14 protein-coding genes are annotated in these 15,066 nt (G+C 54.4%); 8 read left to right on the forward strand and 6 right to left on the reverse strand.

Annotated features, from left to right (window positions below):
• Window positions 1-5: 5 nt before the first annotated feature.
• Window positions 6-1,313 (reverse strand): ADP-ribosylglycohydrolase family protein, encoded by a 1,308-nt coding sequence (locus MKY74_RS24875; RefSeq protein ID WP_076171129.1) that lies wholly within the window; start codon window positions 1,311-1,313, stop codon window positions 6-8.
• A gap of 56 nt (window positions 1,314-1,369) precedes the next feature.
• On the opposite strand from MKY74_RS24875, the gene MKY74_RS24880 reads away from it, so the two are divergent.
• The gene (locus MKY74_RS24880) at window positions 1,370-2,302 is read left to right on the forward strand and encodes an AraC family transcriptional regulator (protein WP_244169283.1); all 933 of its coding nucleotides are present in this window, start codon (window positions 1,370-1,372) and stop codon (window positions 2,300-2,302) included.
• 183 nt (window positions 2,303-2,485) lie between these two features.
• Here MKY74_RS24880 and MKY74_RS24885 read toward each other — a convergent pair whose 3' ends face one another.
• Window positions 2,486-2,848, reverse strand: a complete 363-nt coding sequence (locus MKY74_RS24885; protein WP_244169282.1) for a DUF488 domain-containing protein — start codon at window positions 2,846-2,848, stop codon at window positions 2,486-2,488.
• 79 nt (window positions 2,849-2,927) lie between these two features.
• Here MKY74_RS24885 and MKY74_RS24890 point away from each other — a divergent pair, with 79 nt between their 5' ends.
• The 3 genes from MKY74_RS24890 to MKY74_RS24900 all read left to right on the forward strand — a co-directional run bounded on the left by MKY74_RS24890 (window position 2,928) and on the right by MKY74_RS24900 (window position 5,643).
• A complete protein-coding gene (locus MKY74_RS24890) occupies window positions 2,928-3,725 on the forward strand; it encodes a lipase family protein (protein ID WP_084203950.1) in 798 nt (265 codons plus the stop codon).
• Between the two features lie 148 nt (window positions 3,726-3,873).
• Window positions 3,874-4,464, forward strand: coding sequence for a YjgB family protein (locus MKY74_RS24895; protein WP_076171123.1), 591 nt, complete (start codon window positions 3,874-3,876; stop codon window positions 4,462-4,464).
• A gap of 216 nt (window positions 4,465-4,680) precedes the next feature.
• Window positions 4,681-5,643, forward strand: a complete 963-nt coding sequence (locus MKY74_RS24900; RefSeq protein WP_076171120.1) for a serine hydrolase domain-containing protein — start codon at window positions 4,681-4,683, stop codon at window positions 5,641-5,643.
• 115 nt (window positions 5,644-5,758) lie between these two features.
• Here the strand turns inward: MKY74_RS24900 and MKY74_RS24905 are convergent, their stop codons facing one another.
• Window positions 5,759-7,225 carry a sulfatase family protein gene (locus MKY74_RS24905; RefSeq protein WP_076171118.1) on the reverse strand — a complete coding sequence of 489 codons (1,467 nt, stop codon included), beginning with the start codon at window positions 7,223-7,225 and terminating at the stop codon, window positions 5,759-5,761.
• A gap of 211 nt (window positions 7,226-7,436) precedes the next feature.
• Between MKY74_RS24905 and MKY74_RS24910 the strand changes: the two genes are divergently transcribed.
• The 4 genes from MKY74_RS24910 (at window position 7,437) to MKY74_RS24925 (ending at window position 10,605) form a co-directional block, all read left to right on the forward strand.
• Window positions 7,437-8,249: a helix-turn-helix domain-containing protein gene (locus MKY74_RS24910; RefSeq protein ID WP_076171115.1), complete on the forward strand. Its 813-nt coding sequence runs from the start codon at window positions 7,437-7,439 to the stop codon at window positions 8,247-8,249.
• Between the two features lie 121 nt (window positions 8,250-8,370).
• Window positions 8,371-9,438 carry a YeeE/YedE family protein gene (locus MKY74_RS24915; protein ID WP_076171745.1) on the forward strand — a complete coding sequence of 356 codons (1,068 nt, stop codon included), beginning with the start codon at window positions 8,371-8,373 and terminating at the stop codon, window positions 9,436-9,438.
• Between the two features lie 47 nt (window positions 9,439-9,485).
• Window positions 9,486-9,713 (forward strand): sulfurtransferase TusA family protein, encoded by a 228-nt coding sequence (locus MKY74_RS24920; RefSeq protein WP_076171113.1) that lies wholly within the window; start codon window positions 9,486-9,488, stop codon window positions 9,711-9,713.
• 184 nt (window positions 9,714-9,897) lie between these two features.
• Window positions 9,898-10,605 carry a hypothetical protein gene (locus tag MKY74_RS24925; RefSeq protein ID WP_076171110.1) on the forward strand — a complete coding sequence of 236 codons (708 nt, stop codon included), beginning with the start codon at window positions 9,898-9,900 and terminating at the stop codon, window positions 10,603-10,605.
• A gap of 109 nt (window positions 10,606-10,714) precedes the next feature.
• Here the strand turns inward: MKY74_RS24925 and MKY74_RS24930 are convergent, their stop codons facing one another.
• From MKY74_RS24930 to MKY74_RS24940, 3 genes are read right to left on the reverse strand one after another with little or no spacing between them, the layout of a single operon-like run.
• The gene (locus MKY74_RS24930) at window positions 10,715-11,728 is read right to left on the reverse strand and encodes a phosphotransferase (protein WP_076171107.1); all 1,014 of its coding nucleotides are present in this window, start codon (window positions 11,726-11,728) and stop codon (window positions 10,715-10,717) included.
• Window positions 11,729-11,730: 2 nt separating this feature from the next.
• Window positions 11,731-12,729 (reverse strand): SMI1/KNR4 family protein, encoded by a 999-nt coding sequence (locus MKY74_RS24935; RefSeq protein WP_341013086.1) that lies wholly within the window; start codon window positions 12,727-12,729, stop codon window positions 11,731-11,733.
• A 39-nt stretch (window positions 12,730-12,768) separates the two neighbouring features.
• A complete protein-coding gene (locus MKY74_RS24940) occupies window positions 12,769-15,015 on the reverse strand; it encodes a hypothetical protein (protein WP_076171105.1) in 2,247 nt (748 codons plus the stop codon).
• Between the last annotated feature and the right edge of the window lie 51 nt (window positions 15,016-15,066).

The following is a 15,066-nucleotide window of genomic DNA, read 5'->3' on the forward strand; positions in this document are numbered from 1 at the left end:
CCAAGTTACGATTCGTGATGCGTTTTGCCGGCAAGGAGGGTAAATCGGTCGACCAGGTCGCTGATCTGAAACTTCTCCGCGTTCGTCATATACGTTGTGACCGTATCGTGAAACGGCTCAACCCAATGCTCCGGTACGCCGGATTTCCCGACGATCGCGCCAACGATGCTGCCGGCCGTCGCAGCCGTACAGTCGTTGTCCAGTCCCATGGCAACCGTCTCCGAAATCACCTTGGACACATCGGTCCCCCCGATCATCAGGCCGAACACCGTCAAGCAGGCGTTGTTGTTGGTGTGCACGCCCGACATTCCCTTGAAGCGCTCATCGACCGCCGCCCTGGCTTCCTTGTAATCATGGATTTCACCGCTTACGGCAAGCGCCCACTCCACATCCTTGTAAAGGCTGCATTCCTTCGGAATTTCGGTCAAGCCGATGCGGAGCGCCTGATCGGGATGATCGACGGCGAACGCCGCGGACTGCGCAGCGCTGAAAAACATCTCCCCGTAAATCCCGTTCCGCCGATGGCTCAAATAAGCATCCCGATAGGCGTATTCCGCCGCTTTCGCCGGGTACGCCGGAGCCATGTAAGCCCAGGGATCCGAGCGGATATCCGCACCGATCCACTGGCAGAACGGATTGTTGACGTCAGCTGCTTGCATCGCCGGGATGCCCGCCTTCAAATTGTTGAGCGCAGCCTCCTCCGCAGTACAAGCAACCGGCAGGTACTTGAGCCAGCTCTTTCCCACATCCTCTGTCGTGAAGTTGAGGCCATGCTCTTCGGCAATAAGCAGTCCGAGGATCGTATAAGTAATATCGTCATCGACAGGGACTTGGAATAAGCCTTCCAAGGTATATTCATAAAAGGTGCTTTTGCCGTAACGGAGATCGTTCGGATTTTTGATTTTGGACCAATAATGCTGTGGAGGAAAGGCATCCCCGATATATGCGGCCCATTTCTCCATGTCGCTCACATCCCAGAATTCCACCGGCGCTCCCAGCGTGCATCCGGCAAAACGGGCGAGCATCGCCCCTTCGAGCTTTTCCTTGTAGACCGCCTTGTCAAACGATCCCCACAGCCTTCTTGGTCCTTCAGTTCGCTGCGCTCGAATGGACGGCAGATCGTCCGGCTCCCGCTCCTTAAGCTCGGCGTCAATGGGTAATCCCTGCAGTCTCTCCAACGTTTCTTTCATCTTCTCTTCCACGTCGTTCCAGGCATCGGCCACGCCCCGTCCTCCGTATTCGTGCGCGAGCCGCCCGTACTCAATAATTTTGCCTGCCAGTTCGTGGATCCTCGGTTCCTTAGGATAAGCCATATCAATAAACTCCTTTCCCAAGATCAATGATTTTCGTTCAAGGATAGTTTATTATAATGAAAACAATGACTTCCGCCGAAAAAGGACTGAAAACTGTGCAGAATCGACCATTTGATTATAAAGTCGTCTCCCAGCTTTATATGCTTCCTTCCGATTTCCCCGTGGATTGGCTCAGCAATTATATCCAGGGAGACAACGAGATTACGTATTTGCACTTTCACAACTGCATTGAGATCGGCTACTGTCTGGAAGGCTCAGGCGTCTTTTTCGTTGAAGACAAAATCCTGCCCTACACCCAAGGGGATGTGAGCATCATCTTTCCGAATCAGCTGCATCTTGCCCAAAGCTTAAAGGGAAAAGAAAGCAGGTGGCATTTCTGCTTTATTGATCCGGACGCCCTCTTTTCGTCTGACCAGCTGTCTTCCGGATTCTGGGACCGGGTCAAAACCGATACGTATTCCCGGTTCAACAACATCGTCACCCCGGATGATCACGCTGAGGTCGTCTGGCTGACAGATCGCGCGATGAAAGAGCTGGAGAAACACGGGCCGGGATATGAATCGGCTGTAAAAGGATACATCTGGACGCTCCTGACGCTGATCGGCAGGCAGCTGCTGCTTCAAGAGAGCGGCACCGCAGAAACTGCGGCTGGCGGGGCCGACCGGCGGGCGATGCAGCAAATTTCAAAAGCGCTCGAGTACATTTCCCAGCACTATATGGAACCGGTCCCGATCCACCGGTTAGCCGAGCTATGCTGCCTCAGCGTCACCCATTTCCGGCGCATTTTCCACAAATGCATGGGCATGGCTCCGCTGGACTATATCAACAACGTGCGCATTCAGGTTGCGGCTGCCCTGCTGTGCCATAGCGGCAGCAGCATTTTGGCTATTTCCGAGGAGGTCGGCTATGCGACCTTATCCAGCTTCAACCGGCACTTCAAGCGGCTGATGGGCGAAGCCCCGAGCCAATGGCGGTCCAAAAACAGATGACAGAGGCAGCAAATATTTTGCGCTGCGGCAAAATCATTTGTGTTTGGCAGGCAATTAGAGGTGCGGCTCAACCAACTCAAAATGGCGCCCCCTGCAGCCCTTGGGTTTAAGGAGGCGCCATGACGGTCACCGGAATGATTTATGAGAGTAAGCTACTACAACGATCCGGCCAGCCCGCGGTGCTTACGACGTTTCAATAATTTCTTTGAGCACGACCGCCTGGTTCATGGTGGTATCCTTCGCGGCATATAACAGCGTAACCGTGCAATCCTCCGCCAACTCCCGGATTTGCCGTAAAAGCTGGGAAGGCTTGTCCTGCTGCAGCTCCTGCAGGTAGAGCTCTTTGAATTTCTCGTAATGCTCCAGCCGATGCGCGTACCATTTTCTCAGCTCATGACTGGGCGCGATCTCTTTCATCCATTCGTCGACCGCGGCCTGCTCTTTCGTGAGTCCCCTTGGCCAAAGACGGTCAACCAGGATTCGTTTGCCGTCTGATGCCTCAGGCTTTTCATAGACCCGTTTGATACGAATCGGAATGGTGGACACCTCCTTATTAGACTATTCATGCCCAAGCACCCGATCCTCATCCTCTTAATATAGTGTAGGAGTGAAAGGCGGGATGCGTATGAGCAAGGCAGACGATTTGCAGCAGCGTACCATTTTTCTGGCGGCCATCTGCGGACAGACCTATGCTCAATTTGAGAATGCGGACGGGTCGTTTGTCGTCCCTTCTCCATACACACGGCTTGAGACGATTGAGGCCAGGTCCATTACGAACGATTGGGAACGCTTCGGTTTTATTCTCGATTCGGATCAAGAGGTCATCATTGCATTTCGGGGAACCAGCACGACGACCAACTGGATCGCGGACCTGATCGCATCTCAGAAGAAATACAAATACATTAAAGAAGACTGTTTGACGCATCGGGGCTTCACGGACATTTATGCCTCCGCAAGGACCCGCATTATCTCGACACTGGCTAAGGTATCCCGCGGAAAGACGCTGTTTATTACCGGTCACAGCCTGGGTGCGGCGCTGGCGACCTTATGCGCGGTCGATGTTGCAGCCAACACCGGCTTCCGCTCCCCTTACCTGTTCACATTCGGTTCACCGCGGGTAGGCGATCCGGCCTTTGCCAAGGCTTGTGCCAGCTATGTCCCCAACAGCTTTCGCATCGCCAATCTGTTTGATGTCGTGACCCATGCGCCCCCTACCGTATACAAACTGCCGAAACGGTCCAAATCATTTTATTACAGCCATGTAAAGAACTTGTCACCCCGGCATTTTCAGCTCGGATCCTTTGGAGGGAACCACGTCATCTCCAGCTATTTCAACGAGTTATCCAAGCTTCAGCCGGAATATACCAAGATGCTGTCCTCAGCCAATCCTGGCTTCTGTCCGTTCCCTGAACGCGTCCTTTAACGCCATCTGTGTCAAAATTGACATATTCTTTCACGGAATCGTAACCCAATCTCCTTCGGGTTCTATTATGCTGTAGAAGAATTGAATCTTACGCAGAATGGGTAATAAAAACATAGAGACCCCAGAAGTTACAAGGAGAGGATACAGCATGAACATCACAAAACCGGCAAAAAAAGCAATCATGACCATAACCGTGGCCGGCATGGTAGGCCTGGGAGCCGTTGGCGCAGGCACGACATATTCCGTACATCAAGCAAACGCTGCTGCGGCAGCCGATGCAGGTTACGCATCCAAGCAGGCACTCCAGACGCTGAACAGTTTCTACAAACCGGCGCTGAAAGGCCAGTTCCCGGGGGCGGTTAGCGGTCTCAGCGTTGGTAAGAGCACCCGGCAGGATGTCCTGCACAAGATCGGGGAACCCGAAAATCCGATGAAGGATGCCGATGGGTTCGATGTATACAGCGCGAATATGGGCAATCCCGGCTACGCAATCCATTATAAGCTCGGCAAAATCCGTGAAATGCGCTACTTCGGCACCAACGTCGAACGCCAGACCAATATCGGCGGCATTACGATGAAGATGCTGAAGCAGAACTGGTATGCACCAAGTTCGGTGTCCACCTTCAAAACCGGGAAGAAGACACAGACCAAGCTGACGTACAACCGCGGCAACTATAAACTTGAGTTTATTTTCAACAGCAGCACGGAGCTTGATCATGTTAACCTTTTAACCAAATAACAGCCTTCGCCGAAGACAGTGGTTCACCTGGAGCCGCTGTCTTTTTGCGTGTATGGATGAGGTTCAAGCAGGCTAAGTATTCATTATACGTGATGGTCCTTCGATCGAAAATAGCCATTGGAGCATCGTCCGAACCTTGTCCGGGAGGCGTCAGTTTGCAATAATGGATAGGCGGCTTCATGCCACAAAAGCCATACTTAACAAAGGAAGATTCCCATGAATATATCTGCACTCGCTTCAATGATCGCACCGGTCGACCTGAGAAGCTGCCTGATCAGCCAAAACGGCAGGCTGGTGTTTGAGCACTACCGTCATCCCCGCATCCCTGACGAAAAGGCGAAGGTCAATTCCTGCACCAAAAGCTTTTTATCAGCCCTGATCTGCATCGCAATGGACCAAGGCATCCTGCCGGGTGCGGAGACGCCGATCATCGAATTTTTCCCGCAGCTACGTTCCGCTTCCGATCCACGCAAGCGGGAGATTACGCTGGAGCATCTGCTGACGATGTCAGCCGGCTTTGAATGGAGCGAATTCGGCGGGATCAAATCGTTTCCGCGCATGACCAGAACCGGCAATTGGGTCGAATTTGTGCTCGAGCAGCCGATTTCCGAAACACCTGGGACCCGGATGGAGTACAGCTCGGGTTGCTCCCAGCTTCTGTCCGCGATCCTGGTTCAAGCCGCCGGCAAGTCAACGGCCCGGTACGCCGAGGAAAATCTGTTTGGACCACTGGGCATCGAAGACTATCGCTGGGAGTCCGACCCCCAGGGGATCCACACCGGAGGCTACGGCTTATGGCTCCGTCCCGGGGATTTGCTGAGGTTCGGGCAGCTGTATCTGCAGCAGGGACGCTGGGAGCAGCGGCAGCTGATCCCCCGTGAGCTTGTGAACCGGTCCGTACAGCCGTCCATCCCCGCTGGTCCGCCAAACCGCGGCTTCTACGGCTGGCATTGGTGGACGGATACTTTTGGAGCCGGGCTTGGTGGTCATTCCGCTGCTGCATCCCCGCTTTCATTTGACTATTTTTACGCACGCGGATATGCGGGACAGTTCATCTATATCGTCCCCATCCTGGAGACGGTAGTGGTCCTGACCGATGACAAGCGTAAAAAAGAGCGGCATCCGGCGAATGTGTTCCGCGATTTCATCGCACCGCTGCTGCTCGAAGATTTGAACTAAGCTGCGCCGATGCATGGTAAACCGCTGTTGCCAGCATGGTCAGCGCCGACAGGCAATATAGAAAGGGGCTATCGCCAATCGATAGCCCCTTGTCTTCATTCCCGCCGCATGCCGCTTATTTCTGTGCAAACTCCCGCGGATGGCGGCGCTTCAGCTCGTCCACGGCATGCCCTCTCCCGGTCTGTTCCAGCCGCTCGATGTACATCGGCAGATGCCCTTTCGCATGATACGGCCCGCCTTCCTGAATGACCGTCCACAGCGGATCGACGTCAAACTTCATCGTCATCATCATCTCGTCATGCCACTCGTTCAGCAAGTAGACCGCTTCCCTGCACAGGTCTCTCCGTTCCTGAGCCAGGTTGTTCTGCTCGTGGGCATCCTCGGTAATATTGAACAGCATCTCCTTGTCAAAAAGGTGATATCCGTCATGGTACGTGCGGGTATACAGCCAGTCCCCGAACCGTACGCTGCGCTGGCATACGTGGGCGCACTGCGAGACGACGAGGTACTCCCTTCCGCCGGACTCTTCGCTGCGGAGCGCACCGGCGTAGCTGCGGCCGTCCCAGCTAGGCGCAGGTTGAACGCCCAGCAGTTCCGCGACGGTCGGCACCAGATCGAGATGATAGTGCAGGGAATCATCAGAAATCCCCTTCTGCATCCCCGGCCACCGGATGATCATCGGGATCCGGCAGGTGCCCTGGTCGGCGGTACCGTGCTCGCCGTAAATGCCGAGCTCGCCCATGTTTTCGCCATGGTCGGCGGTGATGATGATCACCAGGTCGTCCATGACCCCCTTCTCCGTCAAACGATCGAAAATCATCCCGATGTTGTCATCCATATGCCGGATGCCGCAGTCATAGCCATCGATCATCCTCCGCAAATCGTCCATGTTCTGAATGTCGCCGGGATGGCGGGGGAAATGAGGCGACGTGCTGCTGTTATACATATTGATTTCGTTCGCGCCGTGCGGGCCAACCTTTTGCTTGTGGCGCTCCAGCACTTCTTCGGTGATCCACTCCGGAAGCGGTTCGTCCTGAAACGGATTGCCGAACGATGCCGGCGCCCGGTAAGGGGTGTGCGGATCCCAGTAGTTCACGTACAGCAGCCAGTCTTCCTGATCTGCGTTCCGCTCGATCCAATCCAGCACAACGGGGGTGACCTCCTCGGCCGACTCCATCCCGCCCTTGCCCGTATTGTAAATTTCGTTGAATCCTGCATAAAAGGTCCAGGCAGAATGCCGCTCCCCAAATGGGCTGACTAGGGCCGTCCGCATGCCCGCGCGGCGGAAGACCGCCGGGAAGCTCTCTGACGCGAGTTTGTCGTGGAAATCGCGGTCAGCGCCTTCATACCGGACGTCCGCCGCGGTCCCGCCGTGTCCCACGACGCCGTTATGTATGCCGAAACGGCCCGTCATCAATGCCGTACGCGACGGGAAGCACGGAGCGTCTGATGTATAGTAGTTGTCAAAGCGTACGCCTTCGGCCGCGACCCGGTCGATATGCGGCGACGTATTGCGGTGGTAGCCATAACAGCCAAGGTGGTCCGGTCTCGTTGAATCCAAATCCAGCAGTAACACTCTCATCGTCCATCCGTCCTCTCCGGATAATATGAAATGCCTTTGCAGCTGAATTATAGGCGTGACGCTCCATATGCGTCCATGTACATTTCATTGATCTGATGTATATTTCTATCGCAATTTATAAGATTTATGCCGATTGCAAGGAAGCATAATTTACGAGAAGTCTGCATTATGATAGGGTTTTATTAAGTTTTGGAATAAAGAGGTGCAGCGCATGCTTCAAATCATGAGTGTAAATTTCGACAATGAAATCCCCCAATGGAGGACCAACCTTGAGACGATTCCGTACAACGTTCTGGTCGTCGTCCGGCAGGGCCAGGTCCGGTACGAGATTAATGGCAATGTTGTGATCGCCGAGGCGGAGGACGTGCTCTTCATTCCCCGCGGAGCCCGCCGTTCAGGAGAGAACAAGGACGGCATTCCCCACCAAAAACATACCGTTTTATTTACATGCGAGCCCGGGGCTGAGACGGGAATTCCGTTCGTGGATCAAGGACATTTCATCAAGTTCAGGCTCTCCCCAAGCCAATACGCCTATCACCGCTGCGACAGGCTGTACGAAGAGATGCGTGGCGGGAAAAGCTACCGTTCCATCATCTGTCTTGGAATATTGCAGGAGCTCCTTGGCATGATTGCCCGGGAACTCGAACAGCCCGCACTGACACCGAGCAAGCTGAAATATGCCGAAGCGGTCAAAGCCTATCTGCTGGAGCATTACCGGGAGCAGATCGAGATTGCCCGGCTGGCTGCTTTGATCGGCCGCTCCCCCAATTACGTAACCGCCGTCTTCAAAGAAGTGTATGGCCGTTCTCCGATCCGCTATATGCATGAGCTGCGCATGCAGGAGGCCTGCAGCCTGCTGCTGGGCTCAAATATGACGGTCGCGGGCATATCGCAGTACCTCGGTTACTACGATACTTCGTATTTCCACCGGGTATTCAAAAAATACTGCGGCCTCTCCCCTACCGAATACGTTGCACAGTCGCAGCGGTCAGGCATGCCTCCGCTCATCAACACGATCACATGATATGTCAGCCTCATTGGAACATTTCTCCATTGACTTCTCCTGCCCGTTTGTTAGAATCATAAATACCTATAAAACAAAGTGAATTACTCGTATATACGAAAAGGAGGAGAATGACGTCATGTTGATGTTAACAGGCTTGCTGTGCGGCGCCCTGCTCGGCTTCGTCATGCAGCGTGGACGCTTCTGCCTGACAGGCGGATTCAGGGACATGTATCTGACCAAGGACAACCGCATGTTTTATGCCCTGCTGATCGCCATTTCGATTCAGAGCATCGGCGTGTTTGCGCTGATCCAGCTTGGACTCATCGAATTCAGCGCCGGCACGTTCCCATGGGTGGCTACCGTGGTCGGCTCGTTTATATTTGGGATTGGTATTATTTTAGCCGGGGGATGTGCGACAGGAACCTGGTACCGGGCCGGTGAAGGACTGATCGGCAGCTGGATCGCCCTGTTCGGTTATATGGCGATGAGCGCCACGATGAAATCAGGTGCCTTGGCGCCGCTCAATAACGGAATCAAGAAAGTAGAGGCTCCGGCCAACTCCATTCCGGACACCTTCGGCATTTCGGTTTGGCCGTTTATCGTCCTTCTAGCTATCATTACGATCGTGATGGTCATCCGTACACTGCGCAAACCGAAGGTAGCCATTCCGGCGATGAAGCCGAAGCGTTCCGGACTCAGCCATCTGCTGTTCGAAAAACGCTGGCATCCGTTCTTTACCGCCATTCTAGTCGGCCTGATCGCCCTGCTGGCCTGGCCGCTGAGCGAGGCGACCGGACGCATGTCGGGTCTTGGGATCACGACGCCTTCCGCTAACATTTTGCAGTACTTGGTTACGGGTGACAGCGATAAGTATGTGAACTGGGGCATGTTCCTGGTGCTGGGTATCCTTGTCGGATCCTTTATCGCCGCCAAAGGCAGCCGGGAATTCCGCTTCCGCGCTCCGGATGCTAAGACGGCGGTTTCGAGCTTTGCCGGCGGCATCCTGATGGGCTTCGGCGCCAGCTGGGCAGGCGGCTGCTCGATCGGTAACGGTCTCGTCATGACCGCCATGATGACATGGCAGGGCTGGGTATCCCTCGTGTTTATGATTTTGGGCACATGGACGGCTTCTTATTTCGTGTACGTCCGCCCTCGCACCAAAGCCAAGCTGAAGCAGTCCGCTTCGCTGCAAACCACGACAACCTAATTAGGAGCTTTACGTTAAACTAGTCACATCTTAAGGAGGTTACTTCCATGAAACAACAAAAACTAGCCGTTCTGGGCATGGTCTGTCCGTTCCCGTTAATTGAAGCCAAGCAGGCGATCGAAGAGCTGAACAGCGGCGACGAGCTGGTCATCGACTTCGACTGCACGCAGGCCACCGAAGCCATACCGCGCTGGGCAGCAGAAGCCGGCCACACCGTCACGAATTTCGAACAGATCGACGATGCATCCTGGACGATTACGGTGCAAAAGAAATAATGTAACGCATAAGCAGGCGACCTTCCGTCATATTGGGGAGGCCGCCTTTTTGCATGTATTGGATTGTTGAACCGCAAAAATCGCAGCGACCACGCCCGGTGTTCTTTTTTCAATAAATTGACCGTAACCGGCCTACCTTATATACTCTACTCATTGGAAGAAATAGGAATGCTAGGAGGACCCCATGGACGATTGCGCAAATGATGGAGATATGAATTTGGATACGGCCGTATCCGCCTTGAACTACGCCTATTCATTAGAAAATTGGACACTTCTGATTCGGCGGTCGGATCAGCTCTATAACGACGCGTATCAATCCTTTATTCACAATATTCAGGCACAAAAACCGATTATTTATTATATAGGATACAGTCTGCTGATGAAGGGAATCGGCTATCAAAAAGACAAGCAATACGGGGAATCGCTGAAGTGTATTGATCAGTATAAAGATCTTAGACGGTTTTTGGACGGAAGCGAACGCAGCCAGCGGATACTGGACCAATATGCTTTTTATGCTTATGCCAATTCTCTGTCTGTACACCTTCTATCAGGAAATCTTACAAAAATCGAGGAGTACGTCCAATTTCTAAATCAACATCCATCCGAAACCCTATCCGGATTGCTGACCCTTTTAGAATGTGCCCTTTCCCAGGAGCTTAACGTCGATGAGTATATCGCACCTTTGACGGAGCGCTTTGATGCTTATCAGCATGACGATATGCGCCCGGAAGAGCAGACCATCTACCTGTCGATTCTCATGATGCTTTCCCGCTACTGCAGAAACAGGAAGAGGTTTGAAGAAGCACAGAAATACACGCAACAATTTTTATCCCTATCGTTCGATCGAGGCCCTGGTCGACAAGCATCAACGTCTGCTGCTCCGCATGAATAGGAAACGACCCTTACAATCATCGCAAAATGGCAAATGGTTCTTAAGTTAGGTATGATCTTCCCGAAAATAAAGGCGACCTTCCCATTAACTGGGGAGATCGCCTTTGCTGTCATTCCGGGCGCAGGTATCGTTCCAGCAGAGCTTCAACCGCTCTTCTGTCCCGTTCAAGCCGTGCGAGTTCGGCACCAATGGCCGGAATCTGCTCGTGCAGCACCTCGGGGCCGTCCGTACCTTCTTCATACCGGGTCATAAAATGCAGGAACACGTCCACGTTCCGCAGCTTCATCAGCACCGGGATCGCCCGGATTTCATCCGGAGCCAGGCGGACGCGGCTGCCGAAGCCGCGGCAAAACTGAACGGCCGCCTCCATGCCGGTATCGGGATCGTCCCCAAGCAGCCCCGGTAGGATGACCGCGGGCTCCATTGCCCGAACGTCACGGGTGCAAAATTCAAAGTCGAGCAGCGCCGTGACCTGCTCAGGCTTGTCTGCACCCACCAGCAAATTGGAAGCATTTAGGTCTCCGTGCACAAGCTGCTGCGGCAGGCGCTCCAGCCCTTCAAGTTCGCGGATGACCTCTCTGTGAGCTTCCCCGATCCTGCGAAGCGGGCCCTCCAAGCCGCGGAAGGGCTCAGGCGGCGCGATGCAAAACTGCCCCACCCGCTCCGGGCTGCACCCCGGATACGAATGTGCCAGCTCATAGTAGGGCCGGTAGGCGGGTGACGGAGCAACCACGAGCCGGCTGAGCGCATCGGAGAGGCAGCCCGCCGCTTCCCCGAAGGAATACGCGGCCCGAAAACCGGTGGATTCGGGTCGGATGCCGTCAATGTATTTGAACAGGCAAGCATAACGTCCGCTCCCGTCATCCAGCTGGACGATCGTATCGCCCGTCAGGGCAGGTATCGGTACAGGTGTGCGGAAGTCCAGTTTGTCCCGGGCAAGCGATGCCAGCACGGCGTGCTCAAACCGGATTTTATCGATTTCCCGATGCGTTTCGTAAATTCGCAGGACGCCGCGCCCCTCCGCTCCTTCAATAAACCGGGTCGTATTGTTCCAGCCGCTTGCTCCCTGTGTAATCTCTCCTCTCCAGGAGGAATGATATTTATTTAATATCGATGTCAGCATGATCAGTATTCGATTTCCTCCAATTGGGCCAGATTGCGGTTGGACTCCCGCAGCAGGGACGTGAACGAGTCGGCCGTGTAATACACGAAATCCGGATCATGGATGTAGCTGATGATCTGCCCATACGTCCCCTCATCGCTCGGATCCAGGTCCAGCATCAGATAAAGCGACCCTCCGGCCATGCTCGCAAATGGGTACCACTGGCGGTGGAACAGGTAGGGCTTGAGTTCGCGATCCAGCTTGGCGATCTCCTCCGGCGAATAATATTCCTCCAGCAGTTCATCCCTCTCGCAGAAATACCGCTTGACGTCCTCCATTTCGGCGAGGGACATGAGATAAAAAGGAGCCGCCTCTTCCGCGTCCTCACCCGGATACAGGATATGAAAGGCATAGCCGCTTCCGTCTTTTTGTTCATAAAAGGCGCGAAAATCCTCCGGCAGAAGGATGCTGAATTTCTTCTCAAACTCATCCAGACGCGAAGGTGCCGCCCCGCCATGATCCCTATATTGATCATATAGACCGAGGATTTCCTCGTCCTGGATTTTGCCGGGGAGCAGTGCTTCCAGCTCTTTTTTCAGGGGAAGAACCCGGCTGCGCACGTATTCCCGGTAACCTTGGAACGCTTCCTCCTCACCGCCATTTTCCAGCAGGATCATGACGGCATAGGATATCAGGTTCAGCCACGTTTCCATCGTTTCGATCTGTGCCTTCGAAAGCAGGCCGTTCGAACGCAGCATGCCTTCCGGCTCCAAAGCCCAGGCCCGGGCCAAATGGTAGAGGCCCCACAGGCTGGATATCAGTTCCCGGTTCACCTGATCCCGGCCAAGCTCGTCCGACAGCGCGCGCAAGGCGGTCATAACCTCATGAAGGTTCCCCTCGCGCAGCTCCCCGCGGAAGGGCCTTAGGCTGCCCAGAAAGCCGTTTTCCATTTTCCAATGCTCTATGCGGTTATGGGTAAAAGCATGGCATTTCAGCAGCAGCTGTGCAGCTTCATTATTCATCGTCGTTCTCTCTCCTCTCCCAACACCGGCGATGTTTATTTACGCAGAGGCGTATTGTACGATCACGGCTTCCCTTGTCTCTTCATCATAAGCGATCCAAAGGTCATCGCCGACTTCCACGCCGTATAACGGTTCGATGGACTGCTCAATTCGGTACGAAATTCCGTTTTTTGTAACGGTAATGCGGGCAAATGGACGTTCGCCGACGGTGCCATCAAACTGTACTGCCGTCACGTTGGCGCTGCCCTGCTTGCCCTGAAGGAGGCGAAGCTCTTGTTCATACTCCCCCTTGTTCACCGACACCGGGATGACGGCACCTACCGCAATTGGCAGGCGAACCGGCACGAACTGGCTGTTCACCTTGCGCGACCGTTGATCGCCATGGGAAAGCAGCAGCTCGAACAGTATCAGCTGTCTGTTCACGATCTCCACGGGAATATGCTCGATCCGGATCACCTCACCTTCCAGCGTCAGCTGGTCCGCCCCTCTCATGTCACGTGTCCTGTTGTAATTGTACAGCCGGGTGACGCCGCCGATTTGCATGAGATCCGCCTTATCCCCGGTCCGGTAGACAAACCCGTTCGCCTGCACTACCGGGATGGCCCAAGTTTGTCCGCCGGTATCGAAATGAAGCAATAGCGCTTCACCGCGGCCTGCCTTGCCATAGCTGTCGATCCGCGTCAGGACGGCGTCCCGGATGACCTCGGGCGCGGTTTGTGGCAGCTCGTCATCGGTCACGAATACCGCGCGATTTTTTTTGCGGCTGTAGCTGATCAGCACGGGATCGCCCACGCGCGGGGCATGAAGGTATGAAGCCACTTTCTTAATGCTCGTTTCCTTCATCCTTCCTTCATCCTCGAAACGGATGTCAAAGCGGATCATCGGTTGTTCGTTTACGTAGGTTCCGGTCTCTTGCAGTCGGGTTACCGTTCCCTGCACAATCGTTCCTTCGGCCGTAAACTTCTTCTGTCTGGCTGTCATGATCCGGATCAGCAGACCGAGACCGCCAAACAGCACCAGCGGGATCAGCAGCCAAATTGCCCAGTTGATGACAAGCGCATTGCCGCGCTTCAAATAATGAGCGAAGCTTGTCCAGGAGATCCGGTCGGCGCCTTCGGCCATCTGCCAGGTTTGCAGCGCTTCGCCGGTCATGCGGGTAAGCGTGCCCCCTTTAACGTTCAGCCAGCCGGCCGACTTTTCTCCGTCGGTAAAGTACAGCGTCGCATCTCCGGTTTCCTTGAAAAAGGACAGCGTACCGCTGCTTACATCCTCCGGTTCCAGGCTAGACAATGGCTGAGACAAGTCTATAAACGACCGAGTCTGCCGGTCGTAGAGATATCCGGTGACTCGGCCTTTCCGTTCGTCCTTTGCCGTCGAACCGAAGATGAGCGTCTCGCGGTCGTTCAGCGGAAAGACGGCTGCCTGATATATCGGAGCAGGGGTATTAACGACACTCCCCCAATCACCTTTGACCGCATCGTAGGTCCGCACCTGCTTCGGTTCACCGGATTCGGTCCTCCACAGCCGGGCAGGATCCACACCGGCAAGTGCGGCAAACTGCTGCTCCGCTAGATCCTCTGCGTCAAAGCCAGATCCTCCCTCCGGCCTGATCCGTATGGCCGCTTTGTGCTGTGCATTCAATAGGCCGCTGACGTACGCGGTGCTGCCATCTTTCAGATCCAGTTCATAGAGGGGGACGGCGCGGCTGTCGTTAAAACTGCCCATGACTTCGGACATTGACGTCGGCCTTGCGGGCAGTCCGGTGTCTTCGTTGAGATAAGCCGTTTGGAATACTCCGTCCTTCACCTCGCCAACGACGAAGGTGTCATTTACCGTTTCCCCACCGACCAGCATGCGGCCATTCCAATGATGAACGGCCGATGTTAAAAAGCCGTCAAATTCCAGCGTACCTTGAACAAGCTCCTCCACATGGCCGCCGGGGCCAATGACGTTTAGCTGCAGCCCGGAACTGTCATCCGTCGTAGCAATCACAAGATTCCCTATCTGATAGGAGCCTACAAACTGATTATGTATGTTGGAGCGCAAATGGATCGTAGTTACTTCCTGATGCGTCGCCGCATCATAAAGAATAGCATCCATACCTTCAGCGCCATCCGTCAGGCTGATGACCTTGCTTCCCCCATCCAGGTAAAACAAACCCTCCACCGTCTGCAGACGGTCCTCAACACGGGCTACGTCCTGCTTGTAATCGTTCCAAACCGCGAAGCTCAAAATGACCGCGGGCACAAAAAATACGAGATTCAGCAGGTTGATCCTTTTCTTCATCGATTCCTCCCCTTTATCCATTCCCTATGAACTTATCATAGACGCGGCTGC

Origin of the sequence: Paenibacillus sp. FSL R5-0378, assembly GCF_038009285.1 — a bacterium.
In the GTDB taxonomy this organism is placed as follows: Bacteria; Bacillota; Bacilli; order Paenibacillales; family Paenibacillaceae; genus Paenibacillus_AQ; species Paenibacillus_AQ favisporus.

Coding starts and splice junctions, on each gene's coding strand:
- MKY74_RS24920 (WP_076171113.1), top strand. CDS start 9,486: ATGAAACAACAAAAACTAGCCGTTCTGGGCATGGTCTGTCCGTTCCCG.
- MKY74_RS24890 (WP_084203950.1), top strand. CDS start 2,928: ATGAGCAAGGCAGACGATTTGCAGCAGCGTACCATTTTTCTGGCGGCC.
- MKY74_RS24875 (WP_076171129.1), bottom strand. CDS start 1,313: ATGGCTTATCCTAAGGAACCGAGGATCCACGAACTGGCAGGCAAAATT.
- MKY74_RS24940 (WP_076171105.1), bottom strand. CDS start 15,015: ATGAAGAAAAGGATCAACCTGCTGAATCTCGTATTTTTTGTGCCCGCG.
- MKY74_RS24935 (WP_341013086.1), bottom strand. CDS start 12,729: ATGAATAATGAAGCTGCACAGCTGCTGCTGAAATGCCATGCTTTTACC.
- MKY74_RS24910 (WP_076171115.1), top strand. CDS start 7,437: ATGCTTCAAATCATGAGTGTAAATTTCGACAATGAAATCCCCCAATGG.
- MKY74_RS24900 (WP_076171120.1), top strand. CDS start 4,681: ATGAATATATCTGCACTCGCTTCAATGATCGCACCGGTCGACCTGAGA.
- MKY74_RS24895 (WP_076171123.1), top strand. CDS start 3,874: ATGAACATCACAAAACCGGCAAAAAAAGCAATCATGACCATAACCGTG.
- MKY74_RS24905 (WP_076171118.1), bottom strand. CDS start 7,225: ATGAGAGTGTTACTGCTGGATTTGGATTCAACGAGACCGGACCACCTT.
- MKY74_RS24930 (WP_076171107.1), bottom strand. CDS start 11,728: ATGCTGACATCGATATTAAATAAATATCATTCCTCCTGGAGAGGAGAG.
- MKY74_RS24925 (WP_076171110.1), top strand. CDS start 9,898: ATGGACGATTGCGCAAATGATGGAGATATGAATTTGGATACGGCCGTA.
- MKY74_RS24880 (WP_244169283.1), top strand. CDS start 1,370: ATGAAAACAATGACTTCCGCCGAAAAAGGACTGAAAACTGTGCAGAAT.